This is a genomic window from Pseudomonas sp. AS2.8 (genome assembly GCF_014190935.1).
Lineage (GTDB): Bacteria > Pseudomonadota > Gammaproteobacteria > Pseudomonadales > Pseudomonadaceae > Chryseomonas.
Map to the genome: position 1 here is coordinate 689032 of NZ_JACHVV010000001.1, position 17935 is coordinate 706966.

14 protein-coding genes and 1 pseudogene are annotated in these 17935 nt (G+C 69.0%); 4 read left to right on the plus strand and 11 right to left on the minus strand.

Annotated features, from left to right (window positions below):
• Positions 1 to 37: 37 nt before the first annotated feature.
• The 7 genes and pseudogenes from cheB to FHR73_RS03180 all read right to left on the minus strand — a co-directional run.
• The gene (cheB, locus tag FHR73_RS03150; protein WP_183629527.1) at positions 38 to 1075 is read right to left on the minus strand and encodes a chemotaxis-specific protein-glutamate methyltransferase CheB; all 1038 of its coding nucleotides are present in this window, start codon (positions 1073 to 1075) and stop codon (positions 38 to 40) included.
• Positions 1072 to 3258, minus strand: coding sequence for a hybrid sensor histidine kinase/response regulator (locus FHR73_RS03155; RefSeq protein WP_183629528.1), 2187 nt, complete (start codon positions 3256 to 3258; stop codon positions 1072 to 1074). Before FHR73_RS03155 ends, cheB begins: the two co-directional genes overlap by 4 nt.
• Entirely contained in the window at positions 3255 to 3782 is a 528-nt protein-coding gene (locus tag FHR73_RS03160; protein ID WP_183629529.1) for a chemotaxis protein CheW, read from the minus strand. The genes FHR73_RS03155 and FHR73_RS03160 overlap by 4 nt, the downstream gene beginning before the upstream one ends.
• Positions 3779 to 5026 carry a protein-glutamate O-methyltransferase CheR gene (locus FHR73_RS03165; protein WP_183629530.1) on the minus strand — a complete coding sequence of 416 codons (1248 nt, stop codon included), beginning with the start codon at positions 5024 to 5026 and terminating at the stop codon, positions 3779 to 3781. Before FHR73_RS03165 ends, FHR73_RS03160 begins: the two co-directional genes overlap by 4 nt.
• Complete coding sequence (locus tag FHR73_RS03170) at positions 5023 to 5478, minus strand: chemotaxis protein CheW (protein ID WP_183629531.1); 456 nt, start codon at positions 5476 to 5478, stop codon at positions 5023 to 5025. The genes FHR73_RS03165 and FHR73_RS03170 overlap by 4 nt, the downstream gene beginning before the upstream one ends.
• Positions 5479 to 5480: 2 nt before the next feature.
• A complete protein-coding gene (locus FHR73_RS03175) occupies positions 5481 to 7286 on the minus strand; it encodes a methyl-accepting chemotaxis protein (protein WP_183629532.1) in 1806 nt (601 codons plus the stop codon).
• Positions 7287 to 7499: 213 nt separating this feature from the next.
• Positions 7500 to 7676 (minus strand): annotated as a pseudogene (locus FHR73_RS03180) (general stress protein); the annotation flags it as partial.
• Between the two features lie 671 nt (positions 7677 to 8347).
• Between FHR73_RS03180 and FHR73_RS03185 the strand changes: the two are divergent.
• Genes FHR73_RS03185 through cysE form a run of 3 tightly spaced genes read left to right on the plus strand, consistent with a single transcriptional unit; the run spans position 8348 to position 10270 of the window.
• Complete coding sequence (locus FHR73_RS03185; protein ID WP_183629534.1) at positions 8348 to 8890, plus strand: helix-turn-helix domain-containing protein; 543 nt, start codon at positions 8348 to 8350, stop codon at positions 8888 to 8890.
• Positions 8891 to 8899: 9 nt separating this feature from the next.
• Positions 8900 to 9466, plus strand: coding sequence for a GNAT family N-acetyltransferase (locus FHR73_RS03190; RefSeq protein WP_183629535.1), 567 nt, complete (start codon positions 8900 to 8902; stop codon positions 9464 to 9466).
• A 15-nt stretch (positions 9467 to 9481) separates the two neighbouring features.
• Complete coding sequence (gene cysE / locus FHR73_RS03195; protein ID WP_183629536.1) at positions 9482 to 10270, plus strand: serine O-acetyltransferase; 789 nt, start codon at positions 9482 to 9484, stop codon at positions 10268 to 10270.
• Here cysE and FHR73_RS03200 read toward each other — a convergent pair.
• The 4 genes from FHR73_RS03200 to FHR73_RS03215 form a co-directional block, all read right to left on the minus strand.
• Entirely contained in the window at positions 10252 to 10992 is a 741-nt protein-coding gene (locus tag FHR73_RS03200) for an NUDIX domain-containing protein (protein ID WP_183629537.1), read from the minus strand. The two genes, cysE and FHR73_RS03200, sit on opposite strands and share 19 nt — an antisense overlap.
• 5 nt (positions 10993 to 10997) lie before the next feature.
• The gene (locus FHR73_RS03205; protein ID WP_183629538.1) at positions 10998 to 13514 is read right to left on the minus strand and encodes a mechanosensitive ion channel domain-containing protein; all 2517 of its coding nucleotides are present in this window, start codon (positions 13512 to 13514) and stop codon (positions 10998 to 11000) included.
• Positions 13515 to 13579: 65 nt separating this feature from the next.
• Entirely contained in the window at positions 13580 to 14623 is a 1044-nt protein-coding gene (locus tag FHR73_RS03210; RefSeq protein ID WP_183629539.1) for an AraC family transcriptional regulator, read from the minus strand.
• A complete protein-coding gene (locus tag FHR73_RS03215) occupies positions 14620 to 15642 on the minus strand; it encodes a carbon-nitrogen hydrolase family protein (RefSeq protein ID WP_183629540.1) in 1023 nt (340 codons plus the stop codon). Before FHR73_RS03215 ends, FHR73_RS03210 begins: the two co-directional genes overlap by 4 nt.
• 196 nt (positions 15643 to 15838) lie before the next feature.
• On the opposite strand from FHR73_RS03215, the gene FHR73_RS03220 reads away from it, so the two are divergent.
• Positions 15839 to 17893 (plus strand): NADPH-dependent 2,4-dienoyl-CoA reductase, encoded by a 2055-nt coding sequence (locus FHR73_RS03220; protein WP_183629541.1) that lies wholly within the window; start codon positions 15839 to 15841, stop codon positions 17891 to 17893.
• The last annotated feature ends 42 nt before the right edge of the window (positions 17894 to 17935 follow it).

Here is a 17935-nt window from a genome sequence, read left to right on the forward strand (position 1 = left end):
TGCCACTGCGCCGTCCAACGCTCCTGTTGGCGACCTTTCATGTCATGTTACGCGAGCCATTGCCGAAGCGTCTTTGCAGCCAGGCGCCGATCTGCACGGGGTTGAGCACGCGCTCCGCGGCGCCCATTCTAACCGCAGCCGCGGGCATGCCGTATACGGCGCAAGTGGCCTCGTCCTGAGCCAGAGTCGGGCAGCCGCTCTGGCGCAGGGCATAGAGGCCGCTGGCGCCGTCGCGGCCCATGCCGGTCAGCAGGATGCCCAGGGCCTTGCTGGCGCGCAGCGGATGGCTGGCGAGCTGGGTGAAGAACACATCCACCGAGGGACGATAGGGGTAGTCCACCGGCTCGGCGGTATAGGCGAAGCGGCCGCGCCCATCCAGCAGCAGGTGATCGTCGCCCAGGGCCACCGCGACCTGGCCGGGCTCCGGCAGGGCGCCGGGCAGGGCGGCGGTGACCGGCCAGGCGATCTGGGTGCCGAGCCAACCGATGAAGCTGGGCGCGAAGCGCCGGTCGATGTGTTGCACCAGCACCACGCTGGCCTCTCGGGTGGGCGCCCAGGCCTCGAACAGACTGACCAGGGCTGCCGGTCCACCCGTGGAGGCGCCGATGGCCACCAGGCTGTCGGTGGCGGCCTCGGCCGCGGTGCTCGGCGCGGCAGCGATGGCCTGGGGCGGGCGCGCGGGGCGTTCGGGCAGCCGGACCAGGGGTTCGATGCGGGCGATCTTGCGCAGCAGGGCGCCGCCATCGGCACCGCCGCTCAGGGCCGGGGTGGCGGTCACGTCGAGGGCGCCGGCGCCCATGGCGCGAAACACGCCCTCGCAGTCGTCGGGGGTGGCGGTGACCATGAGGATGGCGCAGGGCGACTGCGCCATGATCCGCCGCGTCGCCTCGATGCCGTCCAGACGGGGCATCTGCAGGTCCATGAGGATCAGGTCCGGGCGGTCCTCGGCGCAGCGCGCCACGGCTTCCTCGCCGTCATGGGCGATCCAGGCTACCGTATGGCGCCCGTCGCCGATCAGCAGGCGGCGCAGGGCCTCGGTGGCCAGCAGCAGATCGTTGACGATGGCGATTCTCATGGCGCTCCGATGAGGTCCTGCACGGCGGTGATCAGGGCGTCGTCGTGGAAGCTGCCCTTGGTCAGATAGTAGTCGGCTCCGGCCTGCATGCCCTTGAGCCGGTCTTCCGGGCGATCCTTGTAGGACACGATCATCACCGGCAGGGCATGCAGACGCGGATCGCGGCGCACCAGTTCCACCAGTTCGATACCGTTCATGCGCGGCATGTCGATGTCCGAAAGCAGCATGTCGAATTCGCCGGCGCGCACGGCGTTCCAGCCGTCCATGCCATCCACTGCCACTTCCACCTGATAACCCTGGCCTTCCAAGAGCTTGCGCTCCATCTCGCGCACGGTGAGGGAGTCGTCCACCACCAGGATCCGCTTGACCCGGCGGCTGTCCAGGGCCGCGCCGCTCTGCACCTGCCGCAGGCGGCCCTCGCCGAGCAGTCGCTCGATGCCGGTGAGCAGATCGGCGACGTCCAGCAGGAGCACCGGACTGCCGTCGTCGAGCAGCGCCCCGGCGGTGACCGAGCGCAACTTGCCGAAGATCTCGTCCAGCGGCTTGAGCGCCAGGCCCTGCTCGCCGCGCAGGCGATCCACCACCAGGCCGTAGCGCCGGTCGCCGCTGCCGATCACCAGCACGGCGAGATCGCCGCTGGGCGGCGCGCCGTCCAGTTCCAGCAGCTGATGGGCCGCGACCAACCCCAGGTGATCCTCGCCGAGCAGGAAGAAGGCCTTGCCCTCCAGCGAGTGCACCTCGGCCGGATCCAGGCGCAGGACCCGCTCGATCCGGTTGACCGGCAGGGCATAGGCCTCGCCGGCGATGTCGACGATCAGCGCCCGGACGATGGAGCGACTGACCGGTACCAGCAGGTGGGTGCTGAAGCCCAGTCCCGGGCGGGTTTCCAGGCGGACCTCGCCATCCAGGGCGCGAATGGCGTCGGCCACCACATCCAGGCCCACCCCGCGACCGGAGAGCTCGGTCACCGTCTCCTTGAGACTGAAACCGGGCAGCAGCAGGAATTCCAGCAATTCCGCCGGGCTCAGCTCGGCGGCCACCGGTGGCGGACTCAGGCGCCGGGCGATGACCGCGGCGCGGATGCGCTCCAGATCCAGGCCGCGCCCGTCGTCATGCAGGCTGACCTGCAGGCGCCCGGCGACATGGCGGGCCTCCAGGCGGATCTGGCCGCAGTCGGGCTTGCCCAGGGCGCGGCGTTCGGCCGGGGTTTCCAAGCCATGGTCGACGGCATTGCGCAGGAGGTGATTGAGCGGGCTTTCCAGCCGCGCTAGCACCTCGCGATCGATCAGGGTGTCGGCGCCGTCCACCTGCAGCACGGCATCCTTGTCCAGACCCCGGGCCAGGTCGCGCACCAGCCGCGGAAAGCCCTGGACGGCATCGCGCAGCGGGCGCATGCGCACCCCCAGCACCTCGTCCAGCAACCCCTGGCAGACGCCGAGCAGGCGCCGCTCGTAGGCTTCCAGGGCCTGCAGCTGCTGCTGATAGCGATCGAGCAGGCCTTCCTGGCGCTGACGCACTTCGCTGCTGACCGCCTGGGCCTGGCCGAACAGGCCCTGCAATTCCGCGCGATAGCCCTGGAAGCCCTGGACCAGGCCATGCAGGCCGAGGCCCATGACCCGGGCTTCGCTGGTAAGGGCGAGAATCTGGTTGAAGCGACCACTGTCCACGCGCAGCGGGTCCCGGCTGCGCTCGGCGTCGGGGGCGGGTTCTTCGGGTGCGACGGGCGCCGGTGCCGGCTCACGGGGGGCGCCGGCGCCCGCTGGCAGCGGATCACCCGCGCCGGTGCTCAGCGCCTGCGCCAGCGCCCGCTGGCTATCGCGCTGTTCGCGCTGCCAGCGCTGGCTAGCGGCCTCGTCCAGGCGACTGACCTCACCGAGGACGTCGACGCAGCGAAACAGCTGGTCGATGTCCGCTGGTCCGAGCTGGCGGCGTCCGGTCTGGACCGCGACCAGACAATCCTCCATGGCGTGGGCCAGCTCCACCAGGCCGTCGAGATCGACGATGCGCGCCGCGCCCTTGATGGAGTGGGCCGCGCGCATCATCGGCTCGATCACCCCCGTGTCGGTGGGGTCGCGCTCCAGGCGCAACAGGCCGGCATCCAGCGCCTGCAAATGACTCTGCACCTCGCTGGCGAAGAGGTCGTAGAGGGACATCTCGCGCACGTCGCGCGGTGGCTGACTCATCGCAGCGCCTCTTCCAGCGCCCGCTCCAGCCGTGGCAGTTCGAGCAGGCCTACCTGGTACTCACCTTCCCGATAGACGCCGCCCAGGTAGCTGAGCAATTCGCCGCCCAGGGTGGCTGGCGGCGGCTGCACCTCGCCAGGGGCGTAGCGCTGCAGACCCAGGACCTCGTCCACCTGCACCGCCCAGTCGCGGCGCCCGATGTGCAGCAGCAACAGGCGCGGAAAGCCGCGCGTCTGCGCTCCCGGCGCCACCGCCAGCAACAGCTCCAGGGCGATGCAGGGTTGCAGCTGGCCACGCACCGGGACGATGCCGCGGAGCAGCGGCGAGCGCCGATGGGGAACGCGGTGCACGGCGGTGGGATCGGCGGCGGTAACCAGGCAACTGCCCGGCAGCCCCAGCCATTCCGCACCGAGGCGAAAGACCAGGGCGCTGGCCGAGCGCGCCTGGCGGTCGTCCAGGGGCTCGGCATAGTGTGAGGCCCAGTTGGCACGCTCCCGGGCGTCGAGTTCGCGATTCAGGCTCATGCCTCGTCACCCGCGCGGGTCTGGATGCGCGCGGCCCGCTCGCGCAGGCGCCCGGCTTCATCGAGTCGACCGGCTCTTTCGCAGATCAGCGCCAGGCGACAGAGCGCGGGATAATGCCCCGGCTCCAGATAGAGGGCCTGGCGCAGCGCCCGCTCCGCCTCGGCGGCGCGGGCGTCGGGCAGGATCAGCGCCAGCAGGAAGTGGGCACCGGCCTGGCTGCGATCCGCCTCGAGCAGGTTGCGCAGCAGCATCTCGGCTTCGGCGCCGCGTCCGGCATCGGCCAGGCGCTGGGCTTCGTCGAGCGGCGCAGGGCCGGCGGAGACGGGGGTGACCGGGGCGGATGCCGGCAGACTTCTGGCGCGCAGGCGCGCGGGCAGGGTCGCTGTGGCGGGCGAGCGCGCTGCCGCCTTGCGCCGTGGCGGCGCAGCCGGCGTGGGCGAACGCGGTTGTTCGGGTGCTGCGGCCTGGCGTTTGACCAGGGCGGAGGCGTGAGCCACGCCCAGGCTGGCAAAGCCATGACGCATGGCACTGACCATCTCCGAACTGCCGACGCAGAGCAGGCCGTCGTCGTGCATGAGCGCGGCCAGGTGACTGAGGGCGCGGCCCTGGGTCTGGTCGTCGAAATAGATCAGCAGGTTGCGGCAGAGCACCACGTCGAACGCGGTGCCGTCGCGCAGGCTGCCCAGCTGCAGGATGTTGCCCTGGCGAAAGCGCACCTGGTTGCGCACCCGTTCGGCCAGCCGATAGCGATCGCCCTCGGCGTCGAAATAGCGGTCGCGAAAGCTCAGGTCGCGGGCGCGAAAGGAATTGCGTCCGTAGAGGCCGCGGCGGGCGCGCTCCAGGGACGGCTCGTTGATGTCCACCGCGGTCACCTCGAAGGCCGCCGCCGGCAGGCCGGTGTCGAACAGCGCCATGGCCAGGGTATAGGGCTCTTCCCCGGTGGAGCAGGGCAGGCTGAGCAGCCGCACCGGCACGCCGCTGCGGGCATGGCGTTCCTGGGCGAAGCGGGCGGCGTGGGCGATGGCCTGGGGATCGCGAAAGAACCAGGTCTCGGGAATGACCAGCAGGTCCAGCAGATCGGCGAATTCGGCTTCGTCGTCGAGGATGCGTGCCATGTAGCCTTCCGCATCACCCTCCTGGCGCTCGCGCAGCCGCTGGCGGATGGCGCGCCCGAGCATGTCGTCGGCTATGGCCAGGCCGGTGCGCGCCCGCACCAGGGGCGCCAGCCGCGGATCGAGCTTCACGCAGCCTCCCGGAACAGCAGGGTGGCCAGGGCTGGCGAGAGCAGACGCTCCGGCTCCAGCCACAGCCAGAGCCCTTCGGGCGTCTCCAGCACCTCGCCGAGCCAGGGGTAGTCGGGCAGTTGGACGCCCGCCGGCCGCGGCGCGCGGGCGGTGACCCGGCGCACGCCGGCGACGCCTTCCACCACCAGGCCGAGCGGACGGCTATCGCCCCCGGGCAGCATGAAGTCCATCAGCAGGATACGGGTGTCCTGGCGCGCCTGGGCGCCCGGGCCGCCGCTCATGGCGGTGACGTCCACCACCGGAATGGCCGTGCCATGCAGATTCATCAACCCGGCCACCCCGGGTGGCGCAGCGGGAAAGCGGGTCAACTGCAGCAAGGGCAGGACCTGGCGGATCGCCGTCGTCGGCAGGGCTGCCGCGGCAGCGGCCAACTGGAAGATCAGGATCTGCATGGTCAACGGGTGACCGAGAAGGTGGCGACGCTGCTTTGCAGGTCCTGCGCCGCCTGCTGCAGATACTGGACCGCCTCGCTGGTGGCCTTGAGCGCCTCGGTGGTCTGCTGGGTACTGTCGTTGAGCTGGGTGATGGTCTCGGCGATCTGGCCGGCGCCCACCGCCTGGGACTGCATGCCCTCGAGGACGATGTCGAAACGCGCCGGCAGCTTCTGCACGTCCTCGATCACCTCGGCCAACTGGTCGCTGACGCTGGCTACCTCCTGCACGCTGCGGCGGATCTCCTCGGAAAACTTGTCCATGCCCATGACGCTGGCGGAGACCGCGGAATTCATGTCCTTGAGCATCTGCTCGATGTCGTCGGTGGCCGCGGTGGTCTGGTCGGACAGCCGGCGGATCTCGGTGGCCACCACCGAGAAACCCCGTCCTGCCTCGCCGGCCTTCTCCGCCTCGATGGCGGCATTAAGCGACAGCAGGTTGGTCTGGTCGGCCACCTTGGTGATGGTGGTCAGCACCTTGTTGATGTGGCTGGATTTCTCCGACAGGGCGGCGAGCTTGGCGTTGATCGAATCGGTCGCGGCGACCATGCGCTGCATGGTGCTGTCCATGCTCGCCAGGCTGCTGCGCGCCTGTTCCGCGCCCTCGGTGGTCTCGTCCGCCAGCTGCACGGCTTCTTCCATGGTGCGTACCAGGGCGTTGGCGTTGGCGGCGATCTCCCGGGTGGTGCTCAGCACCTCCACGCTGGTCTGCGCCTGCTCGATGCTGGTGGCCTCCTGCTGGCGGGAAGAGGCGGCGATCTCGGTGGTGGAAGAGGTCACCTGAATGCCGGCGCGCTGCACCTTGGCGATCATGCCGCGCAGGTCCTCGATCATCTTGCCCAGACCGCGGGCCAACTGGCCGATGGCGTCGTCACCGCTGATCGCGGTCCGCCCGGTGAGGTCACCGGCGGCCGCCTTGTTGACCAGCCCGAGCAGGTCGTCGACATCGGCGCGCAGGCGCTGCATCAGCACCTGTTCGCGGGCGTGGTCATCCTGGATCTGCTGCGCCATCTGATTGAAGGCCAGACCGACCTGGGCGAGTTCGTCACGGCCTTGCACCTCCACCCGCGCGCCGCTGTCACCGGCGGAGATGCGCGCCACGGTATCGGTCAGGCGCCGAATCGAGCGCAGCAGGTGATGGGACAGCAACCAGGCGATGAGGGCGGCCAGCAGGACGCAGAGGGCGCCGCCAGCCACCAGGGTCCAGGTCAGCTGGTCGCGCACCTGCTCGGTATGGCCCGCGCGTTGTGCGTACAGGCGGCGCTCCTCGTCTGCGATGTTCTGGATCTGCTGACGCATGGCCGCGACCTGATTGGTCAGGGTGGCGATCAGGGGCTCGTTGGCCAGTTGCACGGGTGACAGATTGCCGGTGTCGCGCAGGCGCAGCAGGGGTTCGAAGGTCTGCTGCCGCCAGGTGTCGATGTCCGCGGCAAGGCGGGCGAAGCGCTGCTGCTGGTCAGGATTGTCCTGGGTCAGCTGCTGTGGCACGCGCACGGCTGCGGCCAATGGCGCCAGCGCCTGGCGAGCGAGGTCGGCATCCGCGGGGGCGCCGGAATACCAGTAGTTGCGCAGCTTGGCCCGGGTCTCGAGCAGAGTGTTGTCCAGCGTAGTGACCGACAGCAGCACTTCGGCGGTGTGCCTGTCCCAGCGATTGGCGTCGACCAGGCTCTGCAACGCGGCATAGGTCAGCCAGAGCAGCAGGACCACCAGGGCGATGATGGCGGCGAAGCCGGCGAAGAGTTTGTTCTGGATGCGAATGTTTTTGAGCATGGGCACCGGCGCTGACGGACAGAGGCGAAGGAAGTGAGCCCTGGGGGCCACTTGGGTTGTCCGATAAAAGTAGCACGGTCATGCATTTGTGTGAGTTGCGACGCACTTCAGGGCCAGTGGCCAGCAGTGCCAGGATCGGGAAGCGATGCGTACCGAGAAGGCAGCCTGCCAGATGTCATCACGACAGGAAGGCTGCCGGCGAGTCAGCGCAAGTCAGGTCGCCTCGGTGTCGTTCGCTGCCTCGGACCGGCGGGTGCCATGGCTGTTCTGGCCGCCCTTGCGCCCGGCTTCGGAAGCGCGAGCCGGATTGTTGGCGAAGTTGCCACCACTGGCACGGCCGCCCTTGCGCCCAGCCTCGGCGGCGCGATCGCGGTTGTTGGCGAAGTTGCCTGGATTGCTGCTCTTGTTAGCCATAAGAACTTCTCCCACTTTCAGTGATTGACAGGGCGAATGCCGCGCCCCTAAAGGCTAAGCGATTCGGATATTGAGAGTAGGAGGTTATAGAGCGAGTTCGGGCGAACTGATCGAGGGCTGTATTGTTATACAACGTTCAAGTCGAATACAGGATTAATATTCGGGGGTCCCGCGCTAGAGCCGTCGCGGAAGAAGCTGTACAGGGGTTGTAAAAGAATCTGCCAGGCAAGGTGGCAACAATTAGGAAAACAGGCTTGTCGGCATTGAAATTTTTTGAAATATCTTGCGGCAGGGCACGTCTTTGCTGAGCTTTATCACGATCAGGAACTCAGACGACTTTGCTGGCCCGGCGTTCTGCACTCGCCCGAGAATTTATCATTAAAACGGAGAAGTGGTCTGTATTCGTTGTTACAGGGTAACGCTATTTCTTTAACCCGCTAGAGCGCCTGACCTCTCAGCTAGAGCGTTTTACGACCGGCCCCGGCTGAAAATAAATACCACTCGAAAGATTCGGCGGATAAGGATTCTTTCGATAAAGTTTAATGCGATAGTTGGTTTGCAGGATAACGGGTGTAGAGCGAGCGAGCAAAAAGATCTTGCAGAGGAATCTCTTATGTGAGAAAAAATCCCTAATTTGGGAGGTGACCATGCTCGATCAACGTCTGGCAGCCAGGCTCAAGGCGCTGCGCCTGGAGCGCGAATTGTCCCTGGAGCAGTTGGCGACCCTGAGCGGGGTCAGTCGCGCGACGCTGTCGCGGCTGGAAAACGCCGAGGTCAGCCCGACCACGGCGGTTCTCGGGCAACTCTGCTCGGCCTACGGCCTGACCCTGACGCGTCTGCTGCACAGCGTGGAAAGCGCCTATCCGGCCCAGGTCGCACGCCAGGCGCAGCAGATCTGGAGCGATCCCGAGCAGGCCTTCACCCGCCGTTCGGTCTCGCCGCCGGCCCAGGCCCTGGCGGGCGAAGTCATCGAAAGCAAGCTCGGGCCGGGTGTGGACATCCGCTATGAGACATCGCCCCGCCCAGGCCTCGAACACCATCTGCTGCTGCTCGAAGGCGAGTTGCAGCTGTGGATCGAAGAGCAGCCCTACCGCCTGGATATCGGCGACTGCCTGCGCTATCGCCTCTGGGGCAGCAGCCGGTTCCTCAGCGGTCCGGCGGGCGCCCGTTATCTCCTGTTTATGATCTGAGGTGTGTCCATGAATGCTTCCCTGAGTATCGAGCGGCTCGACGCTGTTGCCTTCGCGACCCACCTGGATGACTTTCAGCGTCTGCTCGCGGCCTGTGTCGAGCAGGGCGCCAGCATCGGCTTCATCCTGCCGCTCGGCGACAGTGTGAATCGGCGCTTCTGGACCGAAGCCGTGGCGCCAGGCCTGGCCCGGGGCACCCGCCTGCTGTTCGCCGCGCGCCAGGACGGTCGCGTGGTCGGCAGCGTGCAGCTGGTGCTGGATACCCCGGCCAACCAGCCGCACCGCGCCGACGTGGTCAAGTTGCTGGTGCATCCGGACTGCCGTCGCCAGGGGCTGGCGCGCCGGCTGATGCAGGCGGTGGAAGCGGCCGCCCAGGCCGAGGGGCGGGAATTGCTGACCCTGGACACCCGTAGCGACGACCACGCCGAGCCGCTCTATCTGTCGCTGGGCTATCAGGTGGTCGGCAGGATTCCCGGCTATGCCCTGGATGCCCGCCAACCGGAACGCCGCGACAGCACCACCCTGATGTACAAGACGCTACCAGCCGCGCCCGTTAAGCTGGGCGCCTTCAGTTAAGGACGCCTACCCACCATGCCACCTCGCTCCGCTTCCGAACTCTGGCAACTCCTACGCGCCCAGGCCGAAGCCGGGCGCCGCGACGCCCCGGCCCTGTCCGAAAGCCTGACGCGAATGCTGCTGCAGCCGGTGGATCTGGCCGCCGCCCTGGTCCGGCGTTGCGCCGAGGCTCTGGCGGAGGATCCAGCACAGGCCGAGGCCCTCGCCGAGCGCTTCGCCGCCCTGCATGCCGAGTGGCCGGCATTGACCACGGCGGCCTGCGCGGATCTGGAAGCGGTACTGGCGCGGGATCCGGCCTATGCCAGCCTGCTGGAGATCTTTCTGTTCTCCAAGGGCTTCCTGGCGCTGCAGACCCAGCGCCTGAGCCATGCCCTCTGGCGCAACAACGAGCGCCTGCTGTCTCTGCACCTGCAGGCGCGCTGCAATCGGCTGCTGGCCATCGACATCCACCCGGCGGCGCGACTGGGGCGCGGCATCATGCTCGACCACGGCACCGGTATCGTCATCGGCGAAACCGCGGTGGTGGAAGACGACGTCTCCATCCTGCAGCAGGTGACCTTGGGCGGTACCGGCAAGGAGCAGGGCGATCGGCATCCCAAGGTGCGTCGCGGGGTAATGATCGGCGCCGGGGTCAAGATCCTCGGCAATCTGGAGATCGGCGAAGGCGCCAAGATCGGCGCCAACAGCGTGGTTCTGCACCCCGTGGCGCCCCACACCACGGTGGTGGGCATTCCGGCGCGCCCGGTGGGGCGCCCGCGCGACGCTCACCCCGCCGAGAGCATGGATCAGTCCTTCGACGGCTGAGCGAGAAAGACCTCGGCCTTGGGATAGCGCTCGCTGTTCAGCGCGCTCGCCTGCAGGCCTTCAGCCTGCGCCAGGCTGCGCACCAGCTCGCGATTGAAGGCGCTGTTGCCCGGATCCGCCAGGTAGTCGGGCAGCGCCAGCCAGCGGGCGTCTTCGATTTCCTCCGGATCCTGGATGGCGATGTCGGCACTCAGGGGATCGAGACGGCAGACCACATAGAGATTGGACTTGCCGAAGCGGTAGGGGTGGGTGGTCACCAGTCCGACCACGCTGCGAAAAGCGCTGTGGATGCCGGTTTCCTCCCAGACCTCGCGCACCACCGCCGGTGCCAGGTCTTCACCCAGCTCGACATGGCCGCCCGGCAGCTTGTAGCCCTGGCTGCCGCGCTCGCGGATCGCCAGCAGTTCACCACGGGCGTTGAGCACCAGGCCGCCCACGCCCAGGCTGTGGGTCGGCACGAAGGGCGCGAAGGCCGTGGCCGTGCCACGCCAGACCAGGGTCAGCTCCTGCTCCAGGCAATTGTGAAAGACGAAGCCGGCGGCGGTGGCCACCCCGACCAGCTCGCCGAGCGCCAGCGGCAGGGTCAGCCAGATCAGGTTGCGTCCGTCGCCGCGGGCCTGGTCCAGCAGCTCCGCCAGCGCCGGGGCGAAGGCTTCGCGGGTCGTGGGCAGCGAGGCGGCGTCGATGATCAGGCCGTTGAAGGCGTCTTGGCGGTACTGCACGGGGCTTACTCCGCAGGGCGTGGCTGGATGGGCGAGGAGGGCACGATACCGGCTTCGCTGGGCAGCAGCAGGCTGGCCCGCGGATTGGCGATCTCGATGCCACGCTCGCGGAAGCGTTCGAGGATGCGGCGGTTGAGTTCGCGCTGCACGCCCCAGCGGCCCTTGTCGAGGCATCTCATCTGCCCGGCGATGGTCACCATGGAGCCATCGACGGCGTCCACGCCCCAGATCTCCAGGTCGGCGAGGATCAGCTCCTTGAAGGCGTCGTCGGCGCGCATACCGGCGCCGATGTCCTTGAGTTCGGCGATGACACGCTCGATGTCTTCGCCGTAGCCGACGCTGATGCGCAGGGCGGCGTTGCCCAGTCCGCGGTTGATGTTGTTGACCGCCGATACCGAGCTGAAGGGCACGATGTGCAGGGAGCCGTCGCCGGCGCGCAGGCGCACGGTGCGGATCGACAGGTATTCCACGGTGCCCGAGACCCCGGCCACGGTGACCCAGTCGCCCACCTGCATGGCGTTTTCCAGCAGCAGAAAGATACCGGTGATGAAGTCCTGCACCAGCTTCTGCGAGCCGAAGCCGAGGGCCACGCCGATGATGCTGGCGCTGGCCAGCAGCGGCGTGGTGTTGATGCCCAGCTCGCTCAGGGCGGTCAGGCCGACGATCAGCGCGACCAGGATGAACAGCCCGGTGCGCAGCATGGGCAGCAGGGTGCGCAGCCGCGCGGCGCGCACCGTGTCGCCGCTTTCGCTCCAGCGGCTGAGCCGGCGATTCACCGCGGCGTTGGCGCCTTCCCAGACCACCACGGCGATGATGGCGGCGATCAGGATGGTGAGGAAGGCGGACAGCAGGCTGCGGCCGATGCTGCCGTCGCCGAACCAGTCCAGCACGCCCCAGCCCCAGGACTGGAACAGCGCCAGGGCGGTGATCAGGGTGACGATCACCCCCACCAGCCAGCGCGCCAGCGGATAGTAGCGCTGCAGGTGCAGCTCGCTGCCGCTGGCGCCTTCGCGCGCCGCCGGCTGGAACAGCCGCCCGAGCAGTCCGAGCAGGAACACCGCGGCCAGGCGCCCGAGGATGACGATGCCGGCGGAGAGCGCGACGAAGTTCATCAGTCGCGGCAGGCCGTCCTCGATGTCCAGCGCCCACATGGTCCAGCCGCCCATGATGAACACCGTGGCGAACACCGCCCAGACCTGACCCAGCCAGGCCCTTAGCACGGCGAGGGCGCCACTGCCGTCCTGGCGCCCGGCGATGCGCGCGGCCACCGGCCGGCGCACGTGGAAGATCAGCCCCACCACCAGCAGGTGAGCCAGCAGCGAGACCAGCTTGACGATGGCTTCGCGGCCTTCTTCGTTGGCGCCGAGGATGTCCGCGGCCTGGGCCAGCGCCAGGCCGAAGGTGATCAGGGCGACGAAGGCATGCAGCCAGCGCAGCAGCGTGCAGGCGAGGGCTGCCTTGACCCTGAGCAGGCGGATGCCGTGGGCGGCGGGATCGATCAGCAGGCGAATGACGATCAGTACCAGGCGGGTGGTCAGATAGGCGCCGACGAAGCCGCCGATCAGCTCGCGCAGCTTGGCGTCCGAGCCCACCAGGTAGTGGATGAGCAGCGCCGCCATGGCCCAGAAGGCCAGCAGCGGCAGCAGTTCCAGCAACAGCAGCCCGAGCGCGAAGGGCAGGTGGCGCAGGGTCGTCCAGTGCTCCTCGGCACCAGGCAGCGCGCGGCTGGACGGCGCGGGATCGGTAGCGCCGGATTCGGGCAGCGGCGCCGCGGGCGCGGCACTGTCGGACGGGGCGATGGGTACCTCCTCGAGCTGATCCACGCCATCGCGCTGGGTCTTGACCAGGGCCACCGCGGGTTCGCCGGGGCGGGTCGCGGCCGCTTCGGCCGCAGGGGGCGCGGCCTCGGGTGCGGGCTGCTTGGCCGTCGCCTGCTGGGCCGCGCGCCGGGCCCGGCTGTCAGCCTGATCGGCATGGCGTTGCAGCCGTTGCCGGGGGCTGTGGAGCGCCCGGCGCAGCAGCCATTCGCCAATCAGTCCGGCGGCGAAAAGGGTCGCCAGGGTCAGCAGGGCTTCCAGCAGGGCGCGGCGACCCGCCTCGGAGGTGAAGCTGGCGCGCGACCAGTCCGGCAGGGTACGCACCGCGCGCTGCACCTGGTTCAGCTCGCTGCCCAGGTTGTCGGCCCAGCGGCCGACGCGACTGAGCGTCTGGGCGATCAGGCCATTGGCTTCCAGGGGCACCAGCGTCTTTTCCTCGCCTGCCGCCGGGGTGGCGGCGGCCGGCGCAGCGGTGGTTGCCGTGCTCGCCGGCGCCGCCTTCGCTGCGGTCGTGCTGGCCGGCTGGCTGGCGATGGCCTGCAGGGTCAGGATCAGTTCCTGGCGCCGCTGCGGATCCTGCAGCAGGGCCGCGACCTGGCGCGCCTGCTGGGGATCGAGACCGGCCGGGGCCTGGGCAGGGGTTTCGGCGGCGCGCAGGGGCAGCGCCAGGCACAGCAGCAACAGGGCAAGCAGGAAGTTCGGCATGGGGCGACAGCGGTCCTGATGAAGGATCAGCCAGTTAGGACCCGTGATCCTCGCCTATGCTCCCTTCAGTTGGCCACTCCCTGCCGCTGGAGACGCCGCCAGTCACCGGGCGTCTGCTCGGTCCAGCGCTTGAAGGCGCGCTGGAAGGCGGCCGGGGAGGCGAAGCCGAGCAGGTAGGCGATCTCGCCAAAACTGGCTTCAGTGTCGCGGATATAGGCCAGCGCCAGGTCGCGGCGGGTCAGGTTGAGCAGGGTGCGGTACTGGGTGCCTTCTTCGGCCAGTTTGCGCCTCAGGGTCCAGGAGGGCAGGCGCAGCCGGCTGGCGATCTGCTCCAGGGTCGGCTCGCCATGCCGCAGCAGCGGCCCCATGACTTCCACCACTCGCTCGGTGAGGCCGCGGGTGCGCGTCAGGCGGCCGTGTTCGACGTCGCTCAGCGCCAGCAGCTGGCGCCAGGTGGCCGGGCAATGCTCGGGCCCGGGCAGGGTCAGGGTCGCGGCATCGAGCAGCAGGGCATTCTCGGCGGCGCCGAATTCCACCGGGCAACCGAAGGCCGCCTCGTAGGGCGCCACGTCCGCCGGTGCGGGATATTCGATGAGCACACGGCGCGGGTGCAGCGGGCGCCCGGCGACGGCGCTCAACAGCGCCAGCCAGGCGCTGAGCACCACGTCCACCACGAAGCGGTTGTAGCCGTTGTAGGGACTGATGCTATAGAAGTGCAGCCAGGCGTCGCGGCCCCGGGCCGCATAGCGCGACTGGCCCCGGTAGTTGCGGCCATAGAGCGGCTCCAGCCTGAGCAGCGTCTCGGCGGCGTGGCGCACGTCCGGCGCCTGGCCCACGGTGATGCCGGCAAGGCCGAGAAAGGCTGGTCGCATCGCCTGGCCCATGGCCAGGCCCAGCACCGGATCGCCGGTCAGCTCCAGGGCGGCGTGGCCCAGGCGCATGTAGTGGGGAATCGACAGTCGTCCGCCGGGTTCGGCCAGCCTCGCCGGGGTCAGGCCGAAGCGCGCCAGCAGACCCGCGGCATCCGCGCCCTGCCGGGCGACGGCTGCCGCCAGCGCCAGCACGAAGCCGGTGGAGAGGTCGCCCAGGCGCAGCGCCGGCGCGCTCATAGCCGCAGGTTGATCAGCTTGCTGCCGGCCTGGGCGGAATCGGTGGCCGCTGCCGCATCCGGGGTGAAGGCCTGGCTGCCGCCGCCGGCCTGCCATTCCCAGAGGCGGCCGCGCAACTGCACCTCCAGGGCGGCGCGGATACCGGCGGCGCGCAGGCGCTGCACATCGAAGGGCGCCGGTGCCGGAGTGGCGCGCGAGGCGAGGGCGGGGATCGCCAGCAATTCCACCTGGGGGTCGTCGAGCACCCTGGCGCGCCCGGTGTCGCTGCCCTGGATGACACCGAGACGGCCCAGCGGCGTCTCCAGCCGCAGCAGGGGCGGGCTGAGATCGTCGCCGCGTTCCCGTGTCGTCAGCGGTCGCACCAGCGGCTGTCCCAGGACCTTGCCGTCCGGTCCAAAGACCAGGGTGACATTGCGCAAAGGTCCCGTGCCCACCTGCAACTCGCCATCGACCAGGGTCGGACCGGGCAGGACGATGGAGCCGGCCACCAGGGTGACGCCGTACTGGCGGGCGAGTCCGCCGAACAGCTGCTGATAGGCGCTGGCCATGTCCCAGGCCTTCATGCGCAGGAGGCTGTCGGCCAGGCGCCGGTCACCCTCGGCCTGGAACCAGGCGCGGGCCACGCGCAGCGGATTGCCCAGCAGCAGCCACTGGATGGCTTCCTCACTGCGGGCGGCGGCATAGACCTCGGGCTTCTCGCCCATCAGCGCCAGGGGCGTGCCCAGGTGCTCGGGCAGCACCACGATGGTCTGGGCGCCGATCAGGCCCAGGCGCCGCGCATTGGCCAGATAGGCATCGAGCTTGAGGCGCAGTCGCTCGGGATTGCCGTAGTCCAGGGCGATCAGTTCGGGCTCGATCCCCAGCAGGTTGCCGGTGGTCGCCGCCGCTGGCGTGGTGGTCAGGTCCACCGCCAGGCTGCTGCGCAGATCCGACAGGTAATGGAAGGCTGGCCGCTGGGCCACCCAGCCCGCCAGCACGGCGAACAGGGCGATCAGCACCAGGAACACGAGCTTGCGCATCGGCACTCCAGAGCGGTCCCGGCCTCCCGGGCCGGGCGAGATAAAGGTGCTCAGGGTAGGAGACCATGCCGCCACTGCCAAGGGATGGCTGTGCATTTGGGTAAAGAGGTTGTCATTTCCGGTGATTGAGACGGGGACGCGCTGCTCCTATGGTGACGCCAGGCTTTCCCAGAAAGGCCAACCACCGGAGACCGCCATGATCGCGCTTGCCCCCCGTAATACCACCCCTATCGATAGTTATCCGCATCTGCTCGAACCCCTGCCCGTGGGGTCGATCACCTTGCGCAATCGCGTGGTGATGGGGTCCATGCACACGGGGCTGGAAGAGCGACCGGGCGGTTTCGCGCGGATGGCGGCCTTTTTCGCCGAACGGGCGCGGGGCGGGGTGGGGCTGATCGTCACCGGCGGCATCGCGCCGAACGAAGAGGGCGCCGTGGCCAAGGGCGCGGCCAAGCTGACCACGGCCGAGGAAGCCGAGCACCATCGGCCGGTAACGGACGCGGTGCACGCCGCCGGCGGCCGTATCTGCCTGCAGATCCTGCACGCCGGGCGCTATGCCTATAACCCCCAGCTGGTGGCACCCTCGGCGCTGCAGGCACCGATCAATCCCTTTACCCCGCGCGAACTGGACGAGGCCGAAGTGGACGGGCAGATCGCCGCCTTCGTCCGCTGTGCCACGCTGGCGCAGCAGGCCGGTTACGACGGCGTCGAGGTGATGGGTTCCGAAGGCTACTTCATCAATCAATTCATCGCCGCGCGGACCAACCACCGCACGGATCGCTGGGGCGGCGACTTCGCCCAGCGCTGCCGCTTGCCGCTGGCTATCGTCGCGGGCATTCGCGCCGCGACCGGGCCGGATTTCCTGATCATCTTCCGTCTCTCGCTGCTGGATCTGGTGGAACAGGGCAGCACCCCCGAGGAATGCCTGCAACTGGCGCTCTGGCTGGAAGACGCCGGGGTCAGCCTGATCAACACCGGCATCGGCTGGCATGAGGCGCGCATCCCCACCATCGCCACCCTGGTGCCACGCGGCGCCTTCGCCGCCGTCACCGCCCAGCTCAAGGGTCGGGTGCGGGTGCCGCTGATCGCCACCAACCGCATCAACACCCCGGAGGTGGCCGAGGCCATCCTCGCCGCCGGCCAGGCCGACCTGGTGTCCATGGCCCGGCCGCTGCTGGCCGATCCGGACTTCGTCGCCAAGGCCGCCGCCAGCCGCGCCGACGAGATCAACACCTGCATCGCCTGCAACCAGGCCTGCCTGGACCATACCTTCGCCGGCAAGCTGACCAGCTGCCTGGTCAATCCGCGCGCCTGCCACGAGACCGAGTTGCAGATCCTGCCCGCCGCCGAGGCGCGCACCTTCGCCGTGGTCGGTGCCGGACCGGCCGGCCTGGCGGCCGCCTGCACCCTGGCCGAGCGCGGCCATAAGGTAGTGCTGTTCGAAGCCAGCGAGCGCATCGGTGGCCAGTTCAACGTCGCCAGGCGCATTCCCGGCAAAGAGGAATTCGGCGAGACCCTGAGGTATTTCCAGCGGCGTCTGGAGCGCCTGGCGGTGGATGTCCGCCTCAACCATCGCGTCAGCGCCGCTGAATTGCAGGCCGAGGGCTTCGCCGGGGTGATCCTGGCCACCGGGGTGACGCCGCGGGTGCCGCCCATTCCCGGGGTCGACCATCCCAAGGTGCTGGGCTATCTGGACGTCCTGCTGGAGCGCAAGCCGGTCGGCCGGCGGGTGGCCCTGATCGGCGCCGGCGGCATCGGCTTCGACGTGGCGGATTTCCTGACCCATGGCCACCAGGAGGCGGAGCCCATCACCGCCTTCTACCGCGAGTGGGGCATAGACCCCAGCTTCAGCAGCCGTGGCGGCCTGGCCCCGGCTGCGCCGCCGGCGGTGCCGCGCGAGGTCTGGCTGCTGCAGCGCAAGCCGGGCAAACCCGGCAAGGGCCTGGGCAAGACCACCGGCTGGATCCACCGCGCGCGCCTGCAGCAGCGTGGCGTCAAGGCCCTTGGCGGGGTGGAATACCTGGGTATCGACGACGCCGGTCTGCACCTGCGCCTGCCCGATGGCGGCGAGCAGGTGCTGGACGTCGACAACGTCGTGCTCTGCGCGGGCCAGGAGTCCCTGCGAGAGCTGGAAGACGAGTTGCTCGGCGCCGGCGTGGCGGTGCATCGGGTCGGCGGCGCGGATGTCGCCGCCGAGCTGGACGCCAAGCGCGCCATCGATCAGGCCACTCGACTTGCCGCCCAGCTGTAACTCTTCGTTGCAATCATGGATGATTTCTGTGATCCACTCCGC

Coding starts and splice junctions, on each gene's coding strand:
- cheB (WP_183629527.1), bottom strand. CDS start 1,075: ATGAGAATCGCCATCGTCAACGATCTGCTGCTGGCCACCGAGGCCCTG.
- FHR73_RS03155 (WP_183629528.1), bottom strand. CDS start 3,258: ATGAGTCAGCCACCGCGCGACGTGCGCGAGATGTCCCTCTACGACCTC.
- FHR73_RS03160 (WP_183629529.1), bottom strand. CDS start 3,782: ATGAGCCTGAATCGCGAACTCGACGCCCGGGAGCGTGCCAACTGGGCC.
- FHR73_RS03170 (WP_183629531.1), bottom strand. CDS start 5,478: ATGCAGATCCTGATCTTCCAGTTGGCCGCTGCCGCGGCAGCCCTGCCG.
- FHR73_RS03175 (WP_183629532.1), bottom strand. CDS start 7,286: ATGCTCAAAAACATTCGCATCCAGAACAAACTCTTCGCCGGCTTCGCC.
- FHR73_RS03185 (WP_183629534.1), top strand. CDS start 8,348: ATGCTCGATCAACGTCTGGCAGCCAGGCTCAAGGCGCTGCGCCTGGAG.
- FHR73_RS03190 (WP_183629535.1), top strand. CDS start 8,900: ATGAATGCTTCCCTGAGTATCGAGCGGCTCGACGCTGTTGCCTTCGCG.
- cysE (WP_183629536.1), top strand. CDS start 9,482: ATGCCACCTCGCTCCGCTTCCGAACTCTGGCAACTCCTACGCGCCCAG.
- FHR73_RS03205 (WP_183629538.1), bottom strand. CDS start 13,514: ATGCCGAACTTCCTGCTTGCCCTGTTGCTGCTGTGCCTGGCGCTGCCC.
- FHR73_RS03210 (WP_183629539.1), bottom strand. CDS start 14,623: ATGAGCGCGCCGGCGCTGCGCCTGGGCGACCTCTCCACCGGCTTCGTG.
- FHR73_RS03215 (WP_183629540.1), bottom strand. CDS start 15,642: ATGCGCAAGCTCGTGTTCCTGGTGCTGATCGCCCTGTTCGCCGTGCTG.
- FHR73_RS03220 (WP_183629541.1), top strand. CDS start 15,839: ATGATCGCGCTTGCCCCCCGTAATACCACCCCTATCGATAGTTATCCG.